General features: G+C 75.2%; 17 protein-coding genes and 2 pseudogenes. 11 read left to right on the top strand and 8 right to left on the bottom strand.

Going from position 1 to position 24150, the window contains the following annotated elements; genetic code table 11:
• Window positions 1-391: 391 nt before the first annotated feature.
• From ACFYML_RS28300 to ACFYML_RS28280, 5 genes and pseudogenes are all read left to right on the top strand, one after another.
• Complete coding sequence (locus tag ACFYML_RS28300) at window positions 392-889, top strand: SAV_6107 family HEPN domain-containing protein (protein ID WP_387423512.1); 498 nt, start codon at window positions 392-394, stop codon at window positions 887-889.
• 143 nt (window positions 890-1032) lie between these two features.
• Window positions 1033-1797, top strand: a complete 765-nt coding sequence (locus ACFYML_RS28295) for a hypothetical protein (protein WP_387423511.1) — start codon at window positions 1033-1035, stop codon at window positions 1795-1797.
• A 76-nt stretch (window positions 1798-1873) separates the two neighbouring features.
• Window positions 1874-3187: pseudogene (locus ACFYML_RS28290) on the top strand (DNA polymerase Y family protein); the annotation flags it as partial.
• Between the two features lie 114 nt (window positions 3188-3301).
• A pseudogene (locus ACFYML_RS28285) lies at window positions 3302-3631 on the top strand (DNA polymerase Y family protein); the annotation flags it as partial.
• 24 nt (window positions 3632-3655) lie between these two features.
• Window positions 3656-7036, top strand: coding sequence for an error-prone DNA polymerase (locus ACFYML_RS28280; protein WP_387423510.1), 3381 nt, complete (start codon window positions 3656-3658; stop codon window positions 7034-7036).
• A gap of 4 nt (window positions 7037-7040) precedes the next feature.
• On the opposite strand, the gene ACFYML_RS28275 is transcribed toward ACFYML_RS28280, so the two are convergent.
• Window positions 7041-7760, bottom strand: coding sequence for a sulfite exporter TauE/SafE family protein (locus ACFYML_RS28275; protein ID WP_387423509.1), 720 nt, complete (start codon window positions 7758-7760; stop codon window positions 7041-7043).
• A 179-nt stretch (window positions 7761-7939) separates the two neighbouring features.
• Between ACFYML_RS28275 and ACFYML_RS28270 the strand changes: the two genes are divergently transcribed.
• The 5 genes from ACFYML_RS28270 to ACFYML_RS28250 all read left to right on the top strand — a co-directional run bounded on the left by ACFYML_RS28270 (window position 7940) and on the right by ACFYML_RS28250 (window position 11947).
• Window positions 7940-8116 carry a hypothetical protein gene (locus tag ACFYML_RS28270; protein ID WP_387423508.1) on the top strand — a complete coding sequence of 59 codons (177 nt, stop codon included), beginning with the start codon at window positions 7940-7942 and terminating at the stop codon, window positions 8114-8116.
• Between the two features lie 14 nt (window positions 8117-8130).
• Complete coding sequence (locus ACFYML_RS28265) at window positions 8131-8880, top strand: methyltransferase domain-containing protein (RefSeq protein ID WP_198940229.1); 750 nt, start codon at window positions 8131-8133, stop codon at window positions 8878-8880.
• Window positions 8877-10040: an alkaline phosphatase family protein gene (locus ACFYML_RS28260; RefSeq protein ID WP_387423505.1), complete on the top strand. Its 1164-nt coding sequence runs from the start codon at window positions 8877-8879 to the stop codon at window positions 10038-10040. The genes ACFYML_RS28265 and ACFYML_RS28260 overlap by 4 nt, the downstream gene beginning before the upstream one ends.
• Before the next feature lie 139 nt (window positions 10041-10179).
• Window positions 10180-11439: a DNA polymerase IV gene (locus ACFYML_RS28255; protein ID WP_387423504.1), complete on the top strand. Its 1260-nt coding sequence runs from the start codon at window positions 10180-10182 to the stop codon at window positions 11437-11439.
• Window positions 11440-11554: 115 nt separating this feature from the next.
• Entirely contained in the window at window positions 11555-11947 is a 393-nt protein-coding gene (locus ACFYML_RS28250) for a DUF3040 domain-containing protein (protein WP_357435159.1), read from the top strand.
• A gap of 158 nt (window positions 11948-12105) precedes the next feature.
• Here the strand turns inward: ACFYML_RS28250 and ACFYML_RS28245 are convergent, their stop codons facing one another.
• From ACFYML_RS28245 to ACFYML_RS28235, 3 genes are all read right to left on the bottom strand, one after another.
• Window positions 12106-14571: a transglutaminaseTgpA domain-containing protein gene (locus ACFYML_RS28245; RefSeq protein ID WP_387423503.1), complete on the bottom strand. Its 2466-nt coding sequence runs from the start codon at window positions 14569-14571 to the stop codon at window positions 12106-12108.
• A 96-nt stretch (window positions 14572-14667) separates the two neighbouring features.
• Window positions 14668-15966 (bottom strand): DUF58 domain-containing protein, encoded by a 1299-nt coding sequence (locus ACFYML_RS28240; protein WP_387423502.1) that lies wholly within the window; start codon window positions 15964-15966, stop codon window positions 14668-14670.
• Window position 15967: 1 nt separating this feature from the next.
• Window positions 15968-17017 carry a MoxR family ATPase gene (locus ACFYML_RS28235; protein ID WP_073833913.1) on the bottom strand — a complete coding sequence of 350 codons (1050 nt, stop codon included), beginning with the start codon at window positions 17015-17017 and terminating at the stop codon, window positions 15968-15970.
• Between the two features lie 394 nt (window positions 17018-17411).
• Between ACFYML_RS28235 and leuS the strand changes: the two genes are divergently transcribed.
• Window positions 17412-20252 (top strand): leucine--tRNA ligase, encoded by a 2841-nt coding sequence (gene leuS / locus ACFYML_RS28230; RefSeq protein ID WP_387423501.1) that lies wholly within the window; start codon window positions 17412-17414, stop codon window positions 20250-20252.
• 233 nt (window positions 20253-20485) lie between these two features.
• Here leuS and ACFYML_RS28225 read toward each other — a convergent pair whose 3' ends face one another.
• From ACFYML_RS28225 to ACFYML_RS28210, 4 genes are read right to left on the bottom strand one after another with little or no spacing between them, the layout of a single operon-like run.
• On the bottom strand, window positions 20486-21247 hold the full coding sequence (locus ACFYML_RS28225; RefSeq protein WP_387423500.1) for a phosphotransferase: 762 nt from the start codon (window positions 21245-21247) through the stop codon (window positions 20486-20488).
• On the bottom strand, window positions 21244-21969 hold the full coding sequence (locus ACFYML_RS28220; RefSeq protein WP_387423499.1) for a TVP38/TMEM64 family protein: 726 nt from the start codon (window positions 21967-21969) through the stop codon (window positions 21244-21246). Before ACFYML_RS28220 ends, ACFYML_RS28225 begins: the two co-directional genes overlap by 4 nt.
• Window positions 21966-22685, bottom strand: a complete 720-nt coding sequence (locus tag ACFYML_RS28215) for a glutamine amidotransferase (RefSeq protein ID WP_357435170.1) — start codon at window positions 22683-22685, stop codon at window positions 21966-21968. Before ACFYML_RS28215 ends, ACFYML_RS28220 begins: the two co-directional genes overlap by 4 nt.
• Window positions 22675-23922, bottom strand: coding sequence for a MurT ligase domain-containing protein (locus tag ACFYML_RS28210; RefSeq protein WP_387423544.1), 1248 nt, complete (start codon window positions 23920-23922; stop codon window positions 22675-22677). The genes ACFYML_RS28215 and ACFYML_RS28210 overlap by 11 nt, the downstream gene beginning before the upstream one ends.
• Window positions 23923-24150: the final 228 nt, after the last annotated feature.

Below are 24150 nucleotides of genomic sequence, written 5' to 3'. Positions count from 1 at the left end.
GCGTCACACGTTGCATTTTCGTCGGAGGGGAGGTGTACTGTCAGGGCAGTTAGAACGAGTGTTCGATTCAGTCGTACGCTCGTTCCAACGCCCGGGAGGGGTGTTTCGCGGCGCCGGCTCCCGGGGAGGTGCGGTTCCGCGGACCGCACCGGGCTCCGGACAGTCGCGAGTCCGGACCCGTCAGGCAGGACCGTCGCCCGCCGCCCACGACCCCCGGGCGGCGGGCGACGGACCCGCCGGTACGCCGGCCGGGTGTGGTGTGGGGAAGCGTCCACACCCGGCCGGCCCCCACCTGGTGCGTCTTCCTCCGCACCGCCCGCTCCGGGCGTCCCGCCGGCGGATCCGATCCGTCCCGCGGCCGCCCCGCCCCGGCCCACGCGGAGGAGAGACCATGCCGACCAGCCCGGCCCAGGCCCCGACGGTGCCCGCGCACGTGCTGCCGCACCGCACCCCCGCCCAGTTGCTCGCGGTGGCCCGCCACGGGCTGGCCGAGGCCGCCCGGACCCGCCCCGACGGCCTCCGGTACGCCGCCGCCCACCTCGCGGCGCTGCGCGCCGCCGCCGCGCTGCTCGCCGCCCGCGCCCGCCCCGCGCCCGGCCGGCGCAACCGGATCACCAGCGTCTGGGTCCTGCTCTCCACCGTCGCCCCCGAGCTCGACGAGTGGGCCGGCTTCTTCGCCGCCGGGGCGAGCAAGCGGGCCGCCGCCGAGGCCGGCATCCCCCGGGTGGTCAGCGCCCGGGAGGCCGACGACCTGCTCCGCGCCGCCGAGGAGTTCGTGGTCGTGGTGGAGACCGCGCTCGGCCGGCAACCGGCGCTCGACGGTCTGCACCGGCCGCTCCGGCTCGGCGTGTCCGACGCTGCGCCGCGACCCGGAGCAGCCGCCGCCTGACCCGGCGACGTCCGGCCACCCGGCGGGGAGGCGGGTGGCCGGACATCGTCGTGCCCGGTCCGGCGACGTCCGCCGCACATGGAGATCCAGCAGCACCACCACGGGGCGTACCCGTGGGCGACACACGGCAGGGGGTAGGTCGGATGGCGGGCCGCATGGTGGTCGGTTCCGCCGCGCTGGCCGAGTTGGTGCGCCCGGCGAGCGCGCCCGACCCGGCGAGCGGCCACCGGGTGCTGCCCGTCCGGCCCGAGCTGACCGGGCTGCTGCCCAACCGCGGGCTGCGGCGCGGCAGCACCATCGCGGTCGGCGTCGGGCAGCCCCGGCGCAGCGGCGGGACGTCGCTGATCCTCGCCCTGCTCGCCGAGGCGTCCCGGGCCGGCTCCTGGTGCGCCGTGGTCGGCGTGCCCACCTTCGGGGCCGGCGCGGCGGCCGAGGCCGGGATCGCCCTGGACCGGCTCGCCCTGGTGCCGCACCCCGGGCCCGAGTGGCCCACCGTGGTCGCCGCGCTCATTGACGGGGTCGACGTGGTGGTCACCGCCGTGCCGGCCACGGTCTCCGCCTCCGTCGCCAACCGGCTGGCCGCCCGGGCCCGGCAACGCGGCAGCGTGCTCGTCCCCTACGGCCGGTGGGACGGCGCGGACGTCACGCTCCAGGTGGTCCGCGGGGTCTGGGAGGGGCTCGGCCCGGGCCGGGGGCGGCTGCGCCGCCGGGAGGTGACCGTCTCGGCCCGGGGGCGGGGCGCGGCCGCCCGCCCCAAGGAGATCAAGGTCTGGCTGCCCGGCGACGAGCTGACCCGGGTCATCCCCCGGGCGACCGGTGCCGCCGCCCGCACCGCCTCGCCCCGGCTCCGGGTGGTGGCGCCGCCCGCCCCGGCCGCCCGGTCCCGCACCGCGGTCGGGTCGGCATGAGCGAGCGCAGCGCGCGAATCATCAGGCACAGTCCAGTGGAGCCTCATGCGGCCGCCGAGCGGAGCGAGGTGGCCGCATGACCGGGGCGCCGGTGCGGACCCTGCTGCTCTGGTGCCCGGACTGGCCGGTCCTCGCCGCCGAGATCGTCGACGGGGTGCCCGCCACCGACCCGGTCGCGGTGCTGCACGCCAACCGGGTGGTCGCCTGCTCCGAGCGGGCCCGCGCCGAGGGCGTACGCCGGGGGCTGCGCAAGCGGGAGGCGCAGGGGCGCTGCCCGCAGCTCACCGTCGTCGACCACGATCCCGGCCGGGACGCCCGCGCGTTCGAGCCGGTGGTGGCCGCCGTCGAGGAGGTGGCCGCCGGGGTCGAGGTGATCCGCCCCGGCGCCTGCGCGCTGGCCGCCCGGGGGCCGAGCCGCTACCTCGGCGGGGAGGAGGCGGCGGCCGAGCGGATCGTCGAGCACGTCGCCCAGACCTGCGCGGTGGAGAGCCAGGTCGGCGTCGCCGACGGGGTCTTCGCCGCCGGGCTGGCCGCCCGGGACGGGCGCATCGTGCCGCCCGGCGGGACCGCGGAGTTCCTGGCCGCCCTGCCCGTCGAGGCGCTCGGCCGGCCGGCCCTGACCGATCTGCTGCGCCGGCTGGGGGTACGTACCCTCGGGGACTTCGCCGCGCTGCCCGCCGGTGACGTGCTGGCCCGGTTCGGCTTCGACGGGGCGCTGGCCCACCGGCTCGCCGCCGGCCGGGACCACCGGCCGCTCGCGGTCCGGCAGCCGCCGGCCGACCTGACCGTCACCGCCGAGTACGACGAGCCGATCGACCGGGTCGACGCCGCGGCGTTCGCCGCCCGGACGCTGGCCGAGCAACTGCACGAGCGGCTCGCCGCGTACGGGCTGGCCTGCACCCGGCTCGGCATCGAGGCGGTCACCGCGCACGGCCAGGAGCTGCACCGGGTCTGGCGGCACGACGGCCTGCTCACCGCCGCGGCCATCGCCGATCGGGTGCGCTGGCAGTTGGACGGCTGGCTCTCCGGCAGCAACGGCCGGGGCGGGGCCCGCCCGGCCCGCCCCACCGCCGGCATCATCCGGCTGCGGCTGGTGCCGGACGGGGTGCTCGCCCAGGCCGGCCTGCAACCCGGGCTGTGGGGGGAGACCGGCGAGGAGCGGGAGCGGGCGCACCGCGCGCTGAGCCGGGTGCAGGGCATCCTCGGGCCCGAGGCGGTGGTCACCCCGGTGCTCGGCGGCGGACGCTCCCCGGCCGACCAGGTACGCCTGGTCCCGTGGGGCGACGAACGACTGCCCGCTCGCCCCGGCGAGCCGCCCCTGCCCGCCGGCCCGGCGGGCGGGCCGCCGCTGCCGGCCGGGACGGCCGATGCTTCCGCCGGATCGCCCGGCGGGGAGTCGCGCCCGGGCGCGGCGGGTCCGTCGGGTACGTCCACCCGATCCAGGGTGGCGCGCCCCGGCGGGGTGGCGCGGTCGGGTGGGGTGGCGCGGCCGGGTGGGGCGCCGGTCCCGCCGTGGCCGGGGCGGCTGCCGCCACCCGCGCCGGCCGTGGTGCTGCCGACCCCGCTCCTCGCCACCGTGCACGACGCCGCGGGTGAGCCCGTCGTGGTCAGTGCCCGGTTGGCGGTGAGCGCCCCGCCCGCGCGACTGGTCGTCGAGGCCGGCCGGCCGGCCGAGATCGTCGGCTGGGCCGGCCCGTGGCCGGTGGACGAGCGCTGGTGGGCACCCGCCGAGGCCCGGCGCCGGGCCCGGTTCCAGGTCTGCCTGGCCGACGGCGCCGCCCTGCTGCTCGCGGTCGAGGGCGGCCAGTGGCTGGTGGAGGCGATCTATGACTGAGCGCCGAGCGGCCGGGCCGGGCCGGTGAGCTTCCACAACCCGAATCTGTCCTGGTCGGAGCTGGAACAGGTGCTCTCCGGCCGGCCCCGCGGTGGGCGGTCCGGCAAGGGGCGGTCCCGGGACGAGCGGCACCTGCACGTGGTGGACCCGCTCGCGGTCGACGCCGACGGCGGCGACTCCCCGGCGTGGAGCCGCAAGCGGCAGCAGTACGAGCCGCCCGAGCTGCCCCGCCCGGACGACCCGGTGCCCTACGCGGAGCTGCACGCGCACTCCAACTTCAGCTTCCTCGACGGCGCGAGCCACCCCGAGGAACTGGCCGAGGAGGCCGCCCGGCTGGGGCTCACCGCGCTCGCCGTCACCGACCACGACGGCTTCTACGGCGTGGTGCGGTTCGCCGAGGCGGCCCGCGCGCTGCACCTGCCGACGGTCTTCGGCGCGGAGCTCTCCCTCGGGCTGCCTGGCCCGCAGAACGGCGAGCCCGACCCGCACGGGTCGCACCTGCTGGTGCTCGCCCACGGCCACGAGGGGTACGCCCGGCTGGCCGCCACCATCTCCCGCGCCCAGCTCCGCGGCGGCGAGAAGGGCCGCCCGGTCTACGGCGAGCTGGAGGAGGTCGCGGCGGAGCTGCGCGACCACGTGCTGGTGCTCACCGGCTGCCGCAAGGGGCACGTGCCCGGCGCCCTGCTCACCGAGGGCGTCGACGCCGCCGCCCGGGAGCTGGACCGGCTCACCGCGCTCTTCGGCGCCGAGACGGTGGCGGTGGAGCTGACCGACCACGGCCACCCGATCGACGCCGACCGCAACGACGCCCTGGTCGAGCTGGCCGACGCGGCGGGGCTGCCCACGGTCGCCACGAACAACGTGCACTACGCCACCCCGGGCCGGCGTCGACTGGCCACCACCGTGGCGGCGGTGCGCGCCCGGCGCAGCCTGGACGAGATCGACGGCTGGCTGCCCGCCGCCGGCACCGCCCACCTGCGCAGCGGCGCGGAGATGGCGGCGCGGTTCGCCGCGCACCCGGGCGCGGTGGCCCGGGCCGCCGAGTTCGGCGCGGAACTCGCCTTCGACCTGCAACTGGTCGCGCCGAAGCTGCCGGCGTACCCGGTGCCGCCCGGGCACACCGAGATGAGCTGGCTGCGCCGGCTGACCATGGACGGCGCCCGGGAACGCTACGGCCCGCCCGAGGCGCACCCGGAGGCGTACGCGCAGCTGGAGCACGAGCTGCGGATGATCGAGGATCTCGGCTTCCCCGGCTACTTCCTGGTGGTCTACGACATCGTCACGTTCTGCCGCGAGCAGGACATCTACTGCCAGGGCCGGGGCTCGGCGGCCAACTCGGCGGTCTGCTACGCGTTGCGGATCACCAACGTGGACGCGGTGCGGCACCGGCTGCTCTTCGAGCGTTTCCTCGCCCCGGAACGCGACGGCCCGCCCGACATCGACGTGGACATCGAGTCCGACCGCCGGGAGGAGGTGATCCAGCACGTCTACGCCCGGTACGGCCGGGAGTACACCGCTCAGGTCGCCAACGTCATCTCGTACCGGCCCCGGTCGGCGGTGCGGGACGTGGCCAAGGCGTTCGGCTTCTCGCCCGGGCAGCAGGACGCCTGGAGCAAGCAGATCGACCGGTGGGGCTCGGTGGCGACGGTGGACGTGGCGGACATCCCCGAGCAGGTGGTGGCGTACGCCAACGAGCTGCAGAGGTTCCCCCGGCACCTGGGCATCCACTCCGGCGGCATGGTGATCTGCGACCGGCCGGTGATCGAGGTCTGCCCGGTCGAGTGGGGGCGGATGCCCGGCCGCAGCGTCCTGCAGTGGGACAAGGACGACTGCGCCGCCGTCGGGCTGGTCAAGTTCGACCTGCTCGGCCTCGGCATGCTCTCCGCGCTGCACTACGGCTACGACATGATCGGGATGAGCCTGGACCTGGGCGACATGACCCTGGACGACCCCGAGGTCTACGACATGCTCTGCCGGGCCGACTCGGTCGGGGTGTTCCAGGTGGAGAGTCGCGCCCAGATGGCCACCCTGCCCCGGCTCAAGCCCCGCGTCTTCTACGACCTGGTGGTGGAGGTGGCGCTGATCCGTCCCGGCCCGATCCAGGGCGGCTCGGTGCACCCGTACATCCGGCGCAAGAACGGGCAGGAACCGGTGACGTTCCCGCACCCGCTGATGCGCAACGCGCTGGAGAAGACCCTCGGCGTGCCGCTGTTCCAGGAGCAGCTCATGCAGCTCGCCATCGACCTGGCCGGCTTCGACGCGGCCGGGGCCGACCAGCTGCGCCGGGCGATGGGGGCGAAGCGCTCGGTGGAGCGGATGGCGCAGATCGCCGACCGGCTCTACGCCGGGATGGCCGAGCGGGGCATCACCGGCGAACTGGCCGACGACGTCTACCGCAAGCTCACCGCCTTCGCCAGCTACGGCTTCCCGGAGAGCCACGCGATGAGCTTCGCCTACCTGGTGTACGCCAGTTCCTGGCTCAAGCGCTACCACCCCGGCCCGTTCCTGGCCGCCCTGCTCAACGCTCAGCCGATGGGCTTCTACTCGCCGCAGACCCTGGTCGACGACGCCCGCCGGCACGGCGTCGAGGTACGCCGGCCGGACATCAACGCCAGCGGCGCCAAGGCGGTGCTGGAGTCCACGCCGGAGACCCGGTGGGGGAGCCAGCCGGGGGAGCCGCCGCACGCCTGGGGGCTGGGCGGCCCGGCGGTCCGGCTCGGGTTGAGCAGCGTACGCACCCTCGGCGACGACGTGGCCGAGCGGATCGAGGCGGAGCGGACGGCCCACGGGCCGTACCGGGACATGCCGGACCTGGCCCGGCGGGTCGGGCTCACCGCCGCCCAGCTGGAGGCGCTGGCCACCGCGGACGCCTTCGCCTGTTTCGGGCTGACCCGGCGGCAGGCCCTCTGGGCCGCCGGCGCGGCGGCCCAGGACCGGCCGGGCCGGCTGCCCGGCACGGTGACCGGCGCGACGCCGCCCACCCTGCCCGGGATGGAGGCGGTGGACCGGCTGGTCGCCGACGTCTGGGCCACCGGCCTGTCCCCGGAGAGCCACCCGGCCCGGTTCATCCGGGACCGGCTGGACGCCCTGGGCGCGGTGCCGATCGCCCGGCTCGGCCGGGTGGAGCCCGGCCAGCGGATCCGGGTCGGCGGGATCGTCACCCACCGGCAGCGGCCGGCGACCGCGGGCGGGGTCACCTTCCTCAACCTCGAGGACGAGACCGGGATGCTCAACGTCACCTGCTCGCCGGGGCTCTGGCAGCGCTACCGGCGGGTCGCCCGCACCAGCGGGGCGCTGGTGGTGCGGGGCCGGTTGCAGCGGCACGAGGGCGTCACCAGCCTCACCGCGGACCGGCTGGACGCGATCGACCCGCCGGTCACGCCGGCCTCCCGCGACTTCCGCTGACCGGTCAGCCGGCGAGGGCGGCGAGCGCGGCACCGGCGCTGCCGAGCAGCCCGACCAGCACGATCCGCCGGAACACCACCGGGTCGATTCGGTGGAACAGCCGGTTCCCCAGCCACCAGCCCAGGGGCACGGCGGGGAGCGCCACGAGGGCGATCCGCACCAGGTCGGCGTGCACCTGGCCGGCGAGCAGGAAGCCCGCCAGCCCGACGAGCCCGGTGCCGGAGAAGGTCGCGGCCAGCGTCGCCCGGAAGGTACGCGGGTCGTAGCCGAGCGAGTGGAACGCGGCGACGAGCGGCGGCCCGTTGGTGCCGGTAGCGGCGGTGAGCACGCCGACGAGCACGCCGATCGCGCCGAGCCCGACCCGGCCGGTGCGGATCCGGGCACCGCGGGCGACCAGCGCGACGCAGCCGAGCACCACCACCGCGATCAGCCCGCTGAGCAGCCGGTCCGGCGCGTACGCGAGCACCAGCAGGCCGGCCGGCAGGCCGAGCAGGGCGGCCACGTTGAGCGCAGCCGCCACCCGCCACCGGGCGTACGCCCGCTCCCGGACCGCCGTGGTGAGGGTCAGCCCGATGCCGGTCAACGCGGAGAGCACGACCGCGCTGCGGGGGTCGATCGCCGCGGCCAGCAGCGGCACGGTCAGCAGCGCGTACCCGAAGTCGCTGACCGCCTGCGCGAACGCGCCGAGCAGCACGATGCTGAAGGCGCAGAGCAGGACGACCATCTGGTCAGCCTGATCCGGTTGACGGTGGGCCGGCAACAGGCCCACGTCGTGGAGATCTTCGCCACACCGGCCCGGCAGCGGGCATGTCGTGGGCCACATTTCCGTTTCCTGGATCGGCGGGCCGGAGATACGGTCCGCCGGCGTGGGCAGAGTGGCCCACGCGGGAAAGGTGGAAAACGATGACGGGGAGCAACACCCACCGCGGCGTCGCCAACGCCCGACGGACCCGGCTCGGTGCGGACTGGGTCCCGGCGTACGACACCGAGGTGCACGAATACCCGGTGACGGACGGGCCGGTCGCCAACGCCCACCGCTCCCGCGCCGAGGAGGACCCGGCCGGAGGCGGCGAGTCCTGACCCCGCTGGCGCGGGTGACTAGGCTCGGCGGGGTGGAGCAGACCCGAACCCTGACCCCCCGTACCGCCGTGATCTGGGCGGTGCTCCGGGCCGAGCTGCAGCGCCGGGTGGGCGAGCGGCTCACGGTGCTCGACGTCGGCGGCGGGACCGGCGGCTTCGCCGTCCCGCTCGCCGAGGCGGGCCACCACGTCACCGTGGTCGACGCCAGTCCCGACGCGCTCGCCGCGCTGACCCGCCGCGCCGCCGAGGCCGGGGTCGCCGACCGGGTACGCGCGGTGCAGGGCGACGGTGACGCGCTCGCGGGGCTGGTCGAGCCGGCCAGCATGGACCTGGTGCTCTGCCACGCCGTCCTGGAGGTCGTCGACGACCCCGCGTCGGTGGTCTCGGCCCTGGTCGGCGCGCTGCGCCACGGGGGCGCGGCCAGCGTCCTAGTCGCCGGGCGGGCCGCCGCCGTGCTCACCCGCGCGATGAACGGCCACCTCGACGTGGCCGCCGCGCTCGCCGCCGACCCGGACGGCAGCGCCGGCCCGCGGGACACCCTGCGCCGGCGGTACGACGCCGAGGGCGCCGCCGCCCTGCTCAGCGCCGCCGGGCTCACCGTCGAGGAGATCCACGGCGTACGCGTCCTGGCCGACCTGCTGCCCGCCGCCGTGGCGGACGGTCAGCCGGCCGCCCTGGTCGAGCTGGAACGGGCCCTGGCGGCCCGGCCGCCGTACCGGGACATCGCCGCCCAGCTGCACCTGTTCGCCCGCCGCCCGGTATGACCGGCCCGGCGGTGGATCCGCTCGCCCCGGTCGCGCCCCGCTACGGGGGCGGCAGCCTCGCCGACGTCCTGCCCAGCGCGCTCGCGGTGCTCGGCGTGCCCGGCACGGCCGACCTGCTCGGTCTGGCGCCCCGGTTGGCCGGGGTACGCCGGATCGCGGTCCTGCTGGTCGACGGGCTCGGCTGGTACCAGATCCCCGCCGCCACCCCGTACGCCCCGACCCTGGCCGGGCTGGTCGCCACCGTCGGCACCCCGCTCACCTCCGGATTTCCCTCCACCACCCCGACCAGCCTGGTCACCCTCGGCACCGGCACGGCCGCCGGCGCGCACGGGGTGCTCGGCTTCAAGGTCCGGGTCCCGGACACCGACCGGGTGCTCAGCCACATCGAGTGGGCCGGCGACCCGGAGCCGCTGCGCTGGCAGCCCGTCCCCACCCAGTACGAGCGGGCCCGCGCCGCCGGGGTCGCGGTGACCGTGGTCAGCCGCCCCGAGTACGGCGGCAGCGGCCTGACCCTGGCCGCGAACCGGGGCGGCGACTACCGGGGGGCGTCCGGCGTCGACGCGCTCGCCGGGCAGATGCTCGCCGCCCTCGCGGCCGGCGCCGGGCCGACCCTGGTCTCCGGGTATCACCCTGACCTGGACCGGCACGGGCACCTGAGCGGCGTCGACTCCGTGCCGTGGCGGCTGGCCGCCGCCGAGGTGGACCGGCTGCTCGTCCGGCTGGTCGACGGGCTGCCGCCGGACGCCGCGCTGCTGGTCACCGCCGATCACGGGCAGCTCAACGTGCCGGCGGGTCACCGGATCGACCTGGACACCGATCCCCGGCTGCGGGCCGGGGTCCGGGTGGTCGCCGGCGAGCCCCGGGTCCGCTACCTGCACGTCGAGCCGGGCGCCACCGCGGACGTGGTGGCCGCCTGGTCGGCGGTGCTGGACGGCGTCGCGTGGGTGACGACCCGGGACGAGGCGGTGGCCACCGGCTGGTTCGGGCCGGTGGCCGAGGAGCACCTGCAGCGGATCGGCGACGTGGTGGTGGTCTGCCGGGACACATATGCCGTGGTCGCCACCCGCTCGGAGAAGCCGATGGAGTCGCGGCTGGTGGCGTACCACGGCGCCGACACCGCCGCCGAGATGACCATCCCACTGCTCACCATCCGCGGCTGACCCGCCCGCCCCTGCGCCCGCAAGATCCGCGCAGCTGCAACGGTAGGGAGGGGCCTGGCGTCGCCGCCGGGGCGGCTCGTGGCGGGCGCTCGGGCGGGGTGGCGGGCGGGTTGTCGGACCGGGCGGTTAGCGTGCGGGAATGGGCCGCAGCCAGTCGTTGCCCCGGGGCGGTGATCCGCGCTTCGGGCCGGACGCCGACGACACCGGCTGCCCCATCCTGCACGTCGACATGGACGCCTTCTTCGCCTCCGTCGAGGTGCGCCGCCGGCCCGAGCTGCGCGGCCGGCCGGTCGTGGTGGGCGGGGTGGGGCCGCGCGGGGTGGTCAGCTCGGCCAGCTACGAGGCCCGACGGTACGGCGTCCGCAGCGCCATGCCGACCGCGCGGGCCCGGGCGCTCTGCCCGGACGCGGTCTACCTGCCGCCCGACTTCACGCAATACTCGCCGGCCTCCCGGGCGGTGATGCAGATCTTCCGGGACGTCACCCCGCTGGTCGAGCCGCTCTCCCTGGACGAGGCGTTCCTCGACGTGGCCGGCGCCCGCCGGCTCTTCGGCTCCCCGGCCGGGATCGCCCGGCTGATCCGCCGCCGGGTCGCCGAGGAGCAGGGGCTGACCTGCTCGGTCGGGGTGGCGCCGAGCAAGTTCGTGGCGAAACTGGGCTCCACCCGGGCCAAGCCGGACGGGCTGCTCGTGGTGCCCGCCGCCCGGGTGCTCGACTTCCTGCACCCGCTGCCGGTGGGGGCGCTGTGGGGAGTGGGGGAGCGGTCCGCCGAGACGCTGCGCCGGCTCGGCCTGAACACCGTGGGCGACCTGGCCGAGGCGCCGCTCGGCCTGCTCCGGCGGGCGGTCGGTGAGGCGGCCGCGACCCACCTGCACGAGCTGGCCTGGGGCCGGGACCCGCGCCGGGTCTCCCCGGAGCAGGTGGAGAAGTCGATCGGCGCGGAGGTCACCTTCGACGTCGACGTCACCGACCCGGTGGAGATCCGCCGCGCCCTGCTGGCCCTCGCCGAGAAGGTCGGGGCCCGGCTGCGCGCCGCCGGTCAGGTGGGTCGGACGGTGTCGCTCAAGGTCCGGCTGGCCGACTTCCGCACGGTCACCCGGTCCCGCACCCTCACCGTGCCCACCGACACCGCCCGGGAGATGTTCGACACGGCCTGGGCCCTCTGGACCGCCCTGGCCGCCGGCGAGCCGGTCCGCCTGGTCGGCGTACGCATGGAGGGGCTCGCCACCGCGGCGGAGACCCCGCGGCAGCTCACCCTCGGCGCGCCGGAGCGCGGCTGGCGGGAGGCGGAGGTGGCCGCCGACGCGGCAGCTGCCCGATTCGGGCGGTCCGTCATAGGTCCGGCCAGTCTTCTCGGGAGGCGTGATCCGCGACGAGTCGAAAAACCGACCCGGCCGTAGGTCGTCCCGCTTTCCGACGCGCGAGCCCCCTCGTAGACTTGCGGGTAAGCAGCCGGTTGGCTGCCACGGTCTGTCGGCCCGACCGGGCCGACCAACGTGACCGGGGAGGAGTGCCGTGCCGCTCTCGGAGCACGAGCAGCGGCTGTTCGAGCAGATCGAGCGGTCGCTTGCCGAGGACCCCAAGTTCGCCTCGGCCGTGCGCGCCAGCGACCCGCGTTTCCACGCGCGGCGTCGCCTGCTCGTCGCTGCCGGCGTGGTAATCGCTGGTCTGGCCCTGTTGATCTACGGTGCCGTGATCAAGACACCCCCGCTGGCCGTGGCGGGCTTCGTCGTCATGCTGGCCTCACTGGGCTACGCGGTGCAGTCGCACCGGCGCTCCCAGTCGCCCGACCTGCACGTGGTGGGCGGCACGACGAGCCGGCGTACCCGTGGCCGGACCGGCCGGCGGGGTTCGTTCCTCGACCGGATGGAGGACCGCTGGCGGCAGCGCCCGGAGGGACACCGCTGACCGGCTCGGACCGCTGACGGCGGGCCCACCGCGACGGCGTGTCGCCGTGGGCCCGTACACCGGCGAGCATCTCACGCTGCATCGCGGAAGTGGTGGCATCCGATGGATCCGGACACCACCACTTCCAGGACGCAGCGCGGTCGTGCCGCCGTGCCGGTTCACCGGGCCGGGCGGCCCGCCAGCAGCCGGCGCGGGCTCCACCGGAGCAGCCGCTGCCGCACCTCCCCGCCGGCGGTGACCAGCCGGGCGGACCGCTCCGACACCGTGGTCCGCCAGCGCAGCAGCACCGACGGCGGCAGCAGGGCCGCCATGATCCGGGTACGCCGGTCGGCCCGAGCGGCCAGTGCCCCGCGTACCGACCGCAGGGCCGGGTGCAGCTCCTCGCCGGTCAGCGGGTCGCGGGCGTAGCGGGCCCGCTCCTCGGCCCGGCCGAGCAGTCGCACTCCGGTCACCGCCCCGGCGTCCTCGGTGAGGGTCTCCTGGACCAGCCGCTCGGCGGTCGACCGGGGCGTCTCCGTCCGGTCGACCCGGACCTGGAAGTCCACCAGGGTGTCGAGCAGCTCGTCCCAGGCGGCGTGGGCGTCCGCGCGGGCCCGGTCGGCGTCCACCCCGACCACGATGTCGCGTACCTCGCCGCGCTGGCCGGGGATGGCGGCGAGCGTGGTGGCCGCCGGCGCCGCAGCCCGGACCCGCCGGCGCCGACGCAGCGCGGAGCGGCGCAGCGCCGGCACCGCGAGCAGCACCAGCAGGGCGAGCGCCCCGGCGACCCACCACGGCCAGACCGGCGACTGCTGGGTGGGGCCGCCGTCGCCGACCGAGAGGCCCTGGTCGGCGTCCTTGTCGAGCCGGTCGGGACTGTTCGGGCCGGCCGAGGCGTCGACCCCGTCCGGGGCGGCGGTGCCCCCGGTCGACGGGGTGGCCTCCTCGGTCGCCTCGGTGTCCGGGGCCCAGACCGACCGGACCGACCCGGGGACGCTCGCCGCCGGGGTGGCGTCGAACGGCACCCAGCCGATCCCGCTGCCGAAGTAGACCTCGGTCCAGGCGTGCAGGTTCTGGTTGGTCAGCACATACGTGCCGCCGCTGGACCTGGTGCCGTTGGTGAAGCCGAACGCCACCCGGGCCGGGATGCCGGCGGCCCGGACCAGCCACGCCATCGCGCCGGCGTACTGCTGACAGAAGCCCGCCTTGGTGGACAGGAAGTCGGTGATGTCCTCCCCGCTGGTGCCGTCCCGGGTGGAGAGCGAGTAGGTGAACCCGTTCTCCACCGAGAAGTAGTCGTAGATCGCCCGGACCTTGTCGTAGTCGTTCTGCTTGCCCTTGACGAGTTGCCTGACCAACTGGTCGACCGCGGGCGCCCCCGGCGTGGTGGTCTGCTGGCGCCGCAACGGGTCGTCGGTCGGCAGGGAGCGCGCCGCGCGCAGCACCGACGGGCTGTACGTCGAGCGGACGTAGTCGAACGAGTACCGCTTGCCCCGCGAGTTCTCCCGGTCCGAGAAGATGACCCCGAGATGCGTGTCGTAGCGCCAGCTGCGGCCGAGGTCCTCGGTCTTGACCGGCTCGGCGTAGACCGGCAGCAGCGGCATGTTGAGGGTCTTCGACACCTCGACCGTGGCCCGGTAGCGCTGCCGCTCGACGCCGGCCCGCTCCGCCGGGTCGGTCAGGCCCTGGTTCACCCCCCGGCCGGTGGGAGTGCGATCCCGGAAGCCGTTCGGACGCAGGTCGTCGGCCACGCCGAAGCGCAGGTAGAACGGGGTCGGCTCGTTGGTGGTGACCTTGACCAGCTCGGTCACCGTGCTCTGTTTGAGCTGACCGCTGAGCGCGGCGAACAGGTCTATGCGGCCGGAGTTGCCGCCCTGGCCCGGGCGCCCGTTGCCGTCGCCCGTGCCGCTGCCGGCGGCGTTCAGCAGGCCGCTGGTCATCCCGGGCACGGCCAGCGGCAGCGCCACCGCCAGGGCGACCCCGACCACGGCCAGCCGGCGACCCGCCGCGGCCAGCGGCGAGGCCTCCCAGACGTCGACGTCCCGGCCCTCCCCGGTGAACCGGCGGCCGAACCGGCGTACCCGGTCGACGTTGTCGGTGACCAGCAGCCACAGGAAGCCGCAGGCACCCACCACGAACGGGGTGGCGGGCACGTCGTCCACGTAGACCGCCACCGGCACCGAGTAGATGGCCAGCATCGGCAGCCCGGCCAGCGCCGGCCGGCGCAGCCCCACGGAGAGCACGTCCACCAGCACGGCGACGCCGCCGACGCCGAGCACGGTGAGGAAGAGCAGCGAGTCGACGTCGTCGACCTTCACGCTGTAGGTGCGCATGTCCTGCATCGACGCGCCGAGCAGGTCGCCGAAGTGGGCGAAGGTGCCCGGGGTGGGCAGGAACGCCAGCAGCTCGGTGCCGCCCGGGAAGACCCAGGTCAGGCCCAGCGTGAGGCCGGCGAGCATGGCGATGAGCTGACCCCACAGGGGTGCCCGGGCCAGCCGGCTCAGCGCGGCGGCGCCGGCCACCACGGCGACCACGATGGCCGCCTCGATCAGCCACGTCCAGCGCAGGAAGATCGCCGACAGCGGGGCGGCCGCCAGCAGCGTCGCCGCGGCGGCGACGAAGCCCAGGTTGCGGTGCGCGGTCACGCCACCGCCTCGCTCCGCTCGCCGGCGGCGCGACGCGCCCCGGTGCTGAGCCAAATGGTTCGCTCGCTCCGCTCCCTCACGGGACCACCCTTCCGGTCATCGCACGCCACCGGCCACCGTCTCGGCCAGCGCCGCCCGCAGCGCGAAGCCCTGCGAGCCGCGGGCCGCCTGCGGCCAGAGCACGGGCAGCCGGTTGCCGTGCTCCACGCCGATCACCCGCCACCCGCTCTGCAACAGGGCGAGCGCGGCGGTGCCGTGCGCGTGCTCCGCCTCGCTGCGGGCCTTCGCCGGCAGGTTGAGCCAGGTGGTGCTGTCGAGCAGGAACCCGACGCAGGTCGCGCCGTTGCCGCGCAGCCCGGCCAGCAGCTCCGCCTCGGCGGTGCTCAGGGTGCCGAACAGCGCGATGATCAGGCCGCCGTCGGCCCGCTGCCGGACCTGCTGCACCAGCGTGGTGAGCTCACCGCGCCTGTCGAGGCGTACCTCGGCGAGGTGGTCGAGGAGCAGGCCGTCGCCGGCCGCCTCGGTGGCGCCCACGTCCGCGCCGGAGCCGGTGACCAGGCGCAGCTTGTAGCCGGCCTGGCGCAGGTGCACGGCGATGCTGGCGGCGGCGGAGACCGCCCACTCGAAGCTCGCCGTCGGGCCGTCGCCCCGGTGGCCGGCGACACGGGTGTCCAGGACCACCGTGGCCCGGCTCTCCCAGGGCTGCTCCTCCCGGCGCACCATCAGCTCGCCGGTGCGCGCGGTGGACTTCCAGTGCACCCGGCGCAGGTCGTCGCCCACCCGGTACTCCCGGGTGGCCGCGTCGTCCTCGCCGTGCACCGCGACCGACCGGGCCCGGCTGTCGCCGCTGCCGGCGTACTCGCCGGGGAGGCGGACCGCGGGCAGCGGAGTGACCTGCGGGATCACGGTGAGGTGGTCGATGCTGGGGAAGGCCCGGCTGAGCTCGCAGAGCCCGAACGGGTCGGTCAGTCGGACCACCAGCGGGCCTACCTCGTACCGGCCGCGCACGTCGGCCCGGACGGTGTACGCCACCGAGCTGGCCTGGTGCGCGCCGAGCCGCTCCAGCACCACCCGGGGCCGGCTGCCCAGCGCGTACGGCAGCCGATCCTCGAGCAGCAGGGTGCCGGTCGGCAGGCGGGACAGGTTCTGCAGCCGCAGCACCACCCGGGAGCTGGCCCCGACCGGCACCCGGTGCGGTTCGAGGGACCGGCTGCAGGCGAGCTTGTACCGGCTGCGCCCCACGTACGCCGCCGCGAGCAGCGGCAGGACGGCGAGCAGGACGGCCACCCGGAGCAGGTCCTTCTCGCCGAGGATGCCGGCGGAGATCGCCGCGGCGACCGCGGCCGCCAGGAACGAGCGGCCGCGGGTGGTCAGCCCTCGCAGCCCGTCGCGCACCTCACGGCCTCCGTGGCTCGTACGGCCCGCGACCGGTGCCGCCGGGCCGGGTGTCGTACGGGGAGCGCTTGCGGTCGTTCGGCAGCGGCAGCCGGTGCACCAGCTCGGCGACGATCGCGTCGGTGGTGCGCCGGGCGAGCTGCGCGTCCGCGGTCGGGATGATCCGGTGCGCCAGCACCGGCACCGCGAGGGCCTGCAGGTCGTCGGGGAGGACATAGTCCCGGCCCTCCAGGGCGGCCACCGCGCGGGCGGTGCGCAGCAGCTGCAGGGTGGCCCGCGGGGACGCGCCGAGCCGCAGGTCGGGCGCCTCGCGGGTGGCGGTGACCAGGTCGATCGCGTACTGCTTGACCGCGTCGGCGACGTGCACCTGCCGGACGTGGCCGATCAGCTGGCGGACGGTCGCCGCGTCGGAGACCGGGCGCAGCTCGGTCAGCGGGTCGGTGGCCCCGTGGCCGTCCAGCATGGCCAGCTCGGCGCCCGCGTCCGGGTAGCCCATCGCGATCCGGGCGGTGAACCGGTCGCGCTGCGCCTCCGGCAGCGGGTACGTGCCCTCCATCTCGATCGGGTTCTGCGTCGCGATCACCATGAACGGGGTCTGCAGCTGGTAGGTGACCCCGTCAACGGTGACCTGCCGCTCCTCCATGCACTCCAGCAGGGCGGACTGGGTCTTCGGCGAGGCCCGGTTGATCTCGTCGCCGACCACCAGGTTGGCGAAGACCGCGCCCGGCCGGAACTCGAAGTCGTGCGTCTCCTGGTTGTAGACGCTGACCCCGGTGACGTCGCTGGGCAGCAGGTCGGGGGTGAACTGGATCCGCCGCACCGAACAGTCGATCGAGCGGGCCAGGGCCTTGGCGAGCTTGGTCTTGCCGACGCCGGGCACGTCCTCGATCAGCAGGTGACCCTCGGCGAGCAGCACGGCCAGGGCGAGCCGGACCGTGGCGGTCTTGCCCTCGATCACCTGCTCGATGTTGGCCACGATGGCCTCGCTGGCGGCGCGGAACTCGTCGTGCGGCAGCAGACCGCCCACCTCGTCCCAGGTCTGTTGTGTCACGGGCCTCCTCCTCGTCGCCTGGACGGCAGCGCTGAATAGAGCACCTGGACCCGCCGTTTGGTTCGCGACGTCGAGCCACGTCTGCCGCAGAAATCTCACTGGCCTCTCAGGCTAACCATGTTTGTCGTTGTCGCCGACCCCCGCAGCCGGTCGGTCGGTTACGCCCGAAATATTCGCCGGACCGGGGGACGAGTCCCGCCCCGTGGATCGGGCGAGATAGTCGGTGGGCAGGCGGGGTACACTGCCGGACATGGCCGGAGTCTTCCTGCTTCTTACCCAGCCGTGCTGATGCGCTGAACGCGCGACAGCACGGCGGCCCCTCCTGCGCGAGGGGCTTTTTTGTGCCCGCGGGAGACCTCCCACTACCCGACCTGACCCGCGCCGAGGAGACGCCATGAGTGAGGCAGCCGCACCGGCGACCGACATCCCCCCGTTCCGGTACACCGCGGCCCTGGCCGACGAGATCGAGCACCGCTGGCAGGACACCTGGGAGCGGGACGGCACCTTCCACGCGCCGAACCCGACCGGCCCGCTGGCCGACCCCGGCCACCCGCGGGCGGGTGCGGAGAAGCTGTACGTGCTGGACATGTTCCCGTACCCGTCGGGCGCCGGCCTGCACGTCGGCCACCCGCTGGGCTACATCGGCACCGACTGCTTCGCCCGCTACCAGCGGATGGCCGGGCGCAACGTGCTGCACGCCATGGGCTTCGACGCGTTCGGCCTGCCCGCCGAGCAGTACGCGGTGCAGACCGGCACCCACCCCCGGACGACCACCGAGGCGAACATCGAGCGGTACAAGGCGCAGCTGCGCCGGCTGGGGCTGGCCCACGACGAGCGACGCTCGGTGGCCACCATCGACACCGACTTCTACCGCTGGACCCAGTGGATCTTCCTGCAGATCTTCAACTCCTGGTACGACCACCAGGCGCGGAAGGCCCGCCCGATCGCCGAGCTGATCGCCGAGTTCGAGGGGGGCAACCGGCCCACTCCGGACGGCCGGCCGTGGGCCGAGCTGACCGTGGCCGAGCGGCGGAAGGCCGTCGACGACCACCGGCTGGCGTACGTCTCGGAGGCGCCGGTGAACTGGTGCCCGGGGCTGGGCACCGTGCTGGCCAACGAGGAGGTCACCGCCGACGGCCGCTCCGAGCGGGGCAACTTCCCCGTCTTCAAGCGGAACCTGAAGCAGTGGATGATGCGGATCACCGCGTACGGCGACCGGCTGCTGGACGACCTGGACAAGCTGGACTGGCCGGAGCCGATCAAGCTGATGCAGCGCAACTGGATCGGCCGCTCGCAGGGCGCGCACATCGACTTCCCCGCCGACCGGGAGTCCATCCGGGTGTTCACGACCCGGCCGGACACCGTCTTCGGGGCCACCTACGTGGTACTGGCCCCCGAGCACGAGCTGGTCGACGGGCTGGTGCCGGCGGCCTGGCCGGAGGGGACGAAGGAGTCCTGGACCGGCGGGCACGCCAGCCCCCGGGCGGCCGTCGAGGCGTACCGGAAGGCCGCCGCGGCCAAGACGGACGTGGAGCGGCAGGCGGAGACCCGGGAGAAGACCGGCGTCTTCGTCGGCGGGTACGCGACCAACCCGGTGACCGGCGCGCGCATCCCGATCTTCATCGCCGACTACGTGCTGGCCGGCTACGGCACCGGCGCGATCATGGCGGTGCCCGCCCAGGACGAGCGGGACTGGGACTTCGCCGAGGTGTTCGACCTGCCGATCGTGCGTACGGTGCAGCCGCCGGAGGGCTTCGCCGGCAAGGCGTACACCGGGGACGGCCCGGCGATCAACAGCGCCGCGCCCGACCGCGGCGTGGACCTGAACGGCCTGGGGGTGGCCGACGCCAAGGCCCGGATCATCGACTGGCTGGAGGCGAACGGGCACGGGACCGGCGCGGTGACCTGGCGGCTGCGGGACTGGCTGTTCAGCCGGCAGCGCTACTGGGGCGAGCCGTTCCCGATCGTGTACGACTCCAGCGGCGCGCCGATCGCGCTGCCCGAGTCGATGCTGCCGGTCGAACTGCCCGAGGTGGATGACTTCTCGCCGAAGACGTTCGACCCGGAGGACGCCGACTCGAACCCGGAGACGCCGCTGTCCCGCCGCCGCGACTGGGTGGAGGTGGAGCTGGACCTGGGCGACGGGCCGAAGCGCTACACCCGGGAGACCAACGTGATGCCGCAGTGGGCCGGCTCCTGCTGGTACGAGCTGCGCTACCTGGACCCGACGAACGGCGAGCGTTTCGTCGACGCGGAGAACGAGCGGTACTGGATGGGGCCGCGCGGCGCCGGCGACTGCGGGGGCACCGACCTGTACGTGGGCGGCGCCGAGCACGCCGTACTGCACCTGCTGTACGCCCGGTTCTGGCACAAGGTCCTGTACGACCTGGGCCACGTCTCCAGCTTCGAGCCGTTCCGGAAGCTGTTCAACCAGGGCTACATCCAGGCGTACGCCTACACCGACGCCCGCGGCGCGTACGTGTCCGCGGCGGACGTGGTGGAGAGCGACGGCGGCTTCTTCCTGGGCGACGTCCAGGTCAACCGCGAGTACGGCAAGATGGGCAAGTCGCTGAGGAACGTGGTCACCCCGGACGAGATGTGCGCGGCGTACGGCGCGGACACCTTCCGGGTCTACGAGATGTCGATGGGCCCGCTGGAGGTGTCCCGGCCCTGGGAGACCCGAGCGGTGGTCGGCTCGTACCGGTTCCTGCAGCGGGTCTGGCGGGCGATCGTCGACGAGCAGACCGGCGCGGCGCGGGTCGTCGACGCACCGGCCGACGAGGAGACCCGCCGGCTGCTGCACCGGGTCGTCGACGGCGTCCGCGGTGACATGGAGGGGATGCGGTTCAACACCGCCATCGCCAAGCTGATCGAGCTGACCAACGGGCTGACCCGGCTGTCCGCCACCCCGCGCGAGGTGGCCGAGCCGCTGGTGCTGATGCTGGCGCCGTTCGCCCCGCACGTCGCCGAGGAGCTGTGGCAGCGGCTGGGCCACGACACCTCCCTGGCGTACGCGGACTTCCCGACCGCCGACCCGGCGCTGCTGGTCGCCGAGACGGTGACCTACCCGGTGCAGGTCAACGGCAAGGTGCGGGGCCGGATCGAGGTACCCGCCGACGCGTCGGAGGAGTCGGTCCGGGCGGCCGCGCTGGAGGCGGTGGCCGGCGCGCTGGCCGGCAAGGAGCCCCGCAAGGTCATCGTGGTCAAGGGCCGCATGGTCTCCGTCGTCGCCTGATCCGCCGCCGACGACCGGCCAAGCGGCGAGGACCCGTCCGGCTGAGTTCGGGTCGGGCCGTGCTCCTCGGACCCGGGGCACTGCTCTTCCGCGCCTTTCGAGCTGATGTCGTGAACGAATCACCCCGGTGGTCGCGCGTGTGGCCAGCGGTGACCGGGGTGAATCGTTTACGACGTCAGGTCCAAAGGTGTTCGCAGTACGTGCGCTCGGCCCGGGCCGCGGGGACGCGGGCGTCAGCGGACGCCGAACGCCACCTCGACCGCTGGACGGTGCCGAAGGAGCCACTGCTGCCAGTCGCGTATCGCCTCGACCGCGCCGGCCGCGCGGAGCCGCCGCATGCCGGGCTCGTCCCGATCGGCGCCGGCATCGATCCCGCGCCAGGTGCCCTCGATCTGGTCGAGCATGCGATCGACCAGCTCGTGACGGGGGAGCGGCGGCCCCGGGCCGCCCGCCTCGTAGCCGTCGCAGAGCAGCCGGCAGCGGCGGCCCAGCTCCGCTGGGTCCGCGCCGTCGCCCAACTCGGCCCAGTGCCAGCCGGCGAACGCGACGTCCTCGATCCGGCGGCCCGGCCCGGCCAGGTCCCAGTCCAGCAGGGCCACCGGCAGCAACCCGGCCGGGGTGTCCCGGTAGACGGTGTTCTTCGGCGACAGGTCCCGGTGGCAGACCGTCTCCGCGCCACCGGCCAGCTCCGTGCCGGCGCAGGCGTCGTGCAGGCCACGGATCAGCCCGCCGAGGCGGGTCAGTACAACGTCGGAGAAGAAGGCCGGGTCCTCGCGTTCCCGCCAGGGCACCCGCCCGTCGAGGTGGGTCAGCACCTGCCGCCCGTGCTCGTCCAAGCCGAGATGCCGGGGCGCCAGTCCCGGGGCGGCGGTGGCCAGGTGCCCCAGCAGGGCCGCCACGTAGTCGAGGTTCGCCGGGGCGGTGCGGCGTACGGTGTCGCCGACCCGGCTCACCTCGGCGATGAAGCCGCCCGGCAGCCGCTCGTCGGTGGTCACGCCGGCTCAGCTCGGGACACGCGGCGCCGCCGCTCGGCGCGCCACCAGCGGTGCACGATGACCACGCTGGCGATCAGGCCCAGGCTGGCCGGGGCGGCGGCGTACCAGTTGATCTCGCCGGGGGAGCTGACCGCCGCGCCGATCGCCGCGTACCCGACGGCGGTGGGGACCGCGGCGATCACGCTGCCGGCCAGGAACGGCAGCACCCGCGCGCCGGTGGTGCCGTAGCCGTAGCTGACCAGCCCGAAGCCGGCGATCGGCAGCAGCCGGACGGTGACCACCCCGAGCACGCTCTGCCGGGTGAACCAGCCGTCCAGCCGGGCCAGCCGCCCCCGGACCCGCTCGGCCACGAACTCCCGGCCGAGCAGGCGGCCGACCGCGAAGCCGAGCGCCGCCGCGAGCAGCGCCGCGCCGAGGGCGTACGCGGCACCCGCCACCGGGCCGAAGATCGCGCCCGCGGCGAGCGTGACGAAGGTACGCGGAACCAGTGCCACCAGCAGCAGCGCGCCGCCGAGGACCGCCGCCACCGGGGCGTACCCGCCGAGGGAGTGGGCGAGCCGGGGCAGCTCGGCCGGGGCCGGCCGGGGCAGCACCAGCAGCGCCACGGCGAAACCGCCGAGCAGCAGGAGCAGCAGCCCGAACCGGCGGGCGGACGGCTGCCGGAGCATCCGCGCGAGCCGTGCGGATGACCGCCGGAGCAGCCCCCGGGCGGCCGGGATCATGCCCGGGCGGCGGCCACCGCGGCGCGGCGCTCGGACCGGAGCCGCTCGGCCCAGGTGTCGTCGAGCGCGGGCAGCTGGTGGGCGCCGGTGGCCCAGCGCAGCAGCAGGTCGGCCAGGGCCGGGTTGCGGGCCAGGGCCGGGCCGTGTGAGTAGGTGCCGAGCAGCTTGCCCCGCCAGGCGCCCTCGGTCGCCCCGTCGTTGCCGACGCCGGCGGTCACCCGGGCCACCGGGGACACCCCCGGACCCAGGTGGGTACGCCCGCCGTGGTTCTCGAAGCCGGTCAGGTACGGGATGCCCAGCCGCGCGTCGACCTCGCCGGCCAGCTCGCCGACCGCCCGGGTGGGACCCCGGTCGGAGGCGATGTCCAGCAGCTCCAGCCCGGCGTACTTGGCGCCCTTGGCGAAGAAGGAGGTGCCGAGGAGTTGGTAGCCGGCGCAGACGCCGAACACCACCGAGCCCTGCGCCACCGCCCGGTGCAGGCCACCGTCGGCGATCAGCCGTTGCGCGCCCAGCGCCTGCGGGCCGTCCTCGCCGCCGCCGATCAGGTAGATGTCGGCGGTGGCGGGCAGCCGCTGGTCGGAGCGGACCTCCAGTACCTCGACCGGCATGCCGCGCAGCTGGGCCCGCCGGGCCAGGATCAGCGCGTTGCCCCGGTCCCCGTAGGTGGAGAGCAGGTCGGGGTAGATCCAGACGATGCGCAGGCTCTCAGTTGACACGGTCCAGCTCCGCTCGGATGTCCTGGAAGGCGGTGTAGTTGGCGATGACCTCCAGGCGGCCCGGCGGCACCGCCCGGACCGCCTCGTCGAAGCTGCGCACGTGCTGGAACGGCACGTCGTTGACGTCGAGCCGGACGGCGAGGTCGTACGCCCGGTCGCCGGTGATCAGCACCTGCCGGCCGCGCAGCGGGGCGAAGTCGACGTCGAAGAGCCAGGAGGTGTCCAGCCCGTCGGGGTCGCGCGCGTTGATGGAGAGCAGGGTCGGCGCCTCGTCGGCCATGTCGAACGCCTCCAGCCAGCTCGCCGGGTTCTTCGCCAGGAGCAGTCGGATGTTGCGTCCGTCCCGGTCGACCTGGGCGTAGCGGCCGGCGACCGAGGTGACCGTGCCGAGTCGGGAGACCGCGTCCACCGGCCGTACGCCGAACTCGGCGGCGACCGCCAGGGCGGTGGCCGCGTTGCCCAGGTTGACCCGGCCGGGGAGCTGGAGCTGGATCTTGTGCCAGGCGCCGGTGGGGTCGAGCACGCCGTCGTCCTCGACGGCCCACTGCGGTGTGGGCCGGCGCAGCGGGCAGCCGGTGCACCACCACTGGTCACCTGTGCGCTGGATGGTGGCGCCGCACTCGGGGCAGACCCACGAGTCGTCGTGCCAGCGCTGGCCGGCGCTGAACCAGGTGACCTTGGGCGGGATGTGGCCCTGGGCCGGGTCGGCCGGCGGGGTGGCGGCCCAGACCACCATCGGGTCGTCGGCGTTGGCGACCACCCGGACGTCGGGGTGCCGGACCAGCGCGGCGCGCCAGAGCTGCGCCATCATGGCGACCTCCTTGGCCCGGTCGAGCTGGTCGCGGGAGAGGTTCAGCAGCGCCACCACGTGCGGCTCGGTGGCCTCCAGCACCTGGGCGAGGTAGTGCTCGTCGACCTCGAGCACCGCGTACGGGGTGCTGCCGGCCTTGGCCAGTGCCGAGGTGTGGCCGGTGGGCATGTTGGCGCCGAAGGAGTTGGTGGCGACCCGGCCGAGCACGCCGACGGCGGCGGCGGTGAGCCGGGTGGTGGTGGTCTTGCCGTTGGTGCCGGACACCAGCGCGATGGCGCGACCCGCCGACAGGTGCGCGAGCAGGTCAGGGTCGATCTTGAGGCCGATCCAGCCGCCGATCACCGAGCCGTCGCCACGACCTGCGGCCCGTGACAGCGCCGCTGCGGTCCGCGACACCGAGCTGGCCACCTTCGCCCGCAGGGGCATCTTCGCGTCCGTCACCCGAGCGAGGTTACCGGACCCCGGGGCCCGCCAGATCGCCGCCGACGGCGATCCGTTCGGCCGGGGACACCCGGCGGACGGCCATCGGGCGCTCGGCCGGATGGAGTCGATCTATGTCGGGTAGCGGACCCGCCTCGGGAGCCGCCGCCGCCCTCCACTCCGCCCCACCCCATTTGACGTGCTCTTTTGCGCGCGGACGCGACGCGCCACGCG

This window comes from Micromonospora sp. NPDC007230, assembly GCF_042869115.1.
Taxonomy (GTDB): Bacteria; Actinomycetota; Actinomycetes; order Mycobacteriales; family Micromonosporaceae; genus Micromonospora.
Note: the sequence above shows the minus strand (reverse complement) of the source record. Positions and strands in the feature narration are given on the sequence as shown.

Excerpts from the sequence above, each read along its gene's own strand:
- ACFYML_RS28300 (WP_387423512.1), top strand. The coding sequence starts at position 392 with ATGCCGACCAGCCCGGCCCAGGCCCCGACGGTGCCCGCGCACGTGCTG.
- ACFYML_RS28295 (WP_387423511.1), top strand. The coding sequence starts at position 1,033 with ATGGCGGGCCGCATGGTGGTCGGTTCCGCCGCGCTGGCCGAGTTGGTG.
- ACFYML_RS28275 (WP_387423509.1), bottom strand. The coding sequence starts at position 7,760 with ATGGTCGTCCTGCTCTGCGCCTTCAGCATCGTGCTGCTCGGCGCGTTC.
- ACFYML_RS28270 (WP_387423508.1), top strand. The coding sequence starts at position 7,940 with ATGACGGGGAGCAACACCCACCGCGGCGTCGCCAACGCCCGACGGACC.
- ACFYML_RS28260 (WP_387423505.1), top strand. The coding sequence starts at position 8,877 with ATGACCGGCCCGGCGGTGGATCCGCTCGCCCCGGTCGCGCCCCGCTAC.
- ACFYML_RS28255 (WP_387423504.1), top strand. The coding sequence starts at position 10,180 with ATGGGCCGCAGCCAGTCGTTGCCCCGGGGCGGTGATCCGCGCTTCGGG.
- leuS (WP_387423501.1), top strand. The coding sequence starts at position 17,412 with ATGAGTGAGGCAGCCGCACCGGCGACCGACATCCCCCCGTTCCGGTAC.
- ACFYML_RS28220 (WP_387423499.1), bottom strand. The coding sequence starts at position 21,969 with ATGATCCCGGCCGCCCGGGGGCTGCTCCGGCGGTCATCCGCACGGCTC.
- ACFYML_RS28210 (WP_387423544.1), bottom strand. The coding sequence starts at position 23,922 with ATGCCCCTGCGGGCGAAGGTGGCCAGCTCGGTGTCGCGGACCGCAGCG.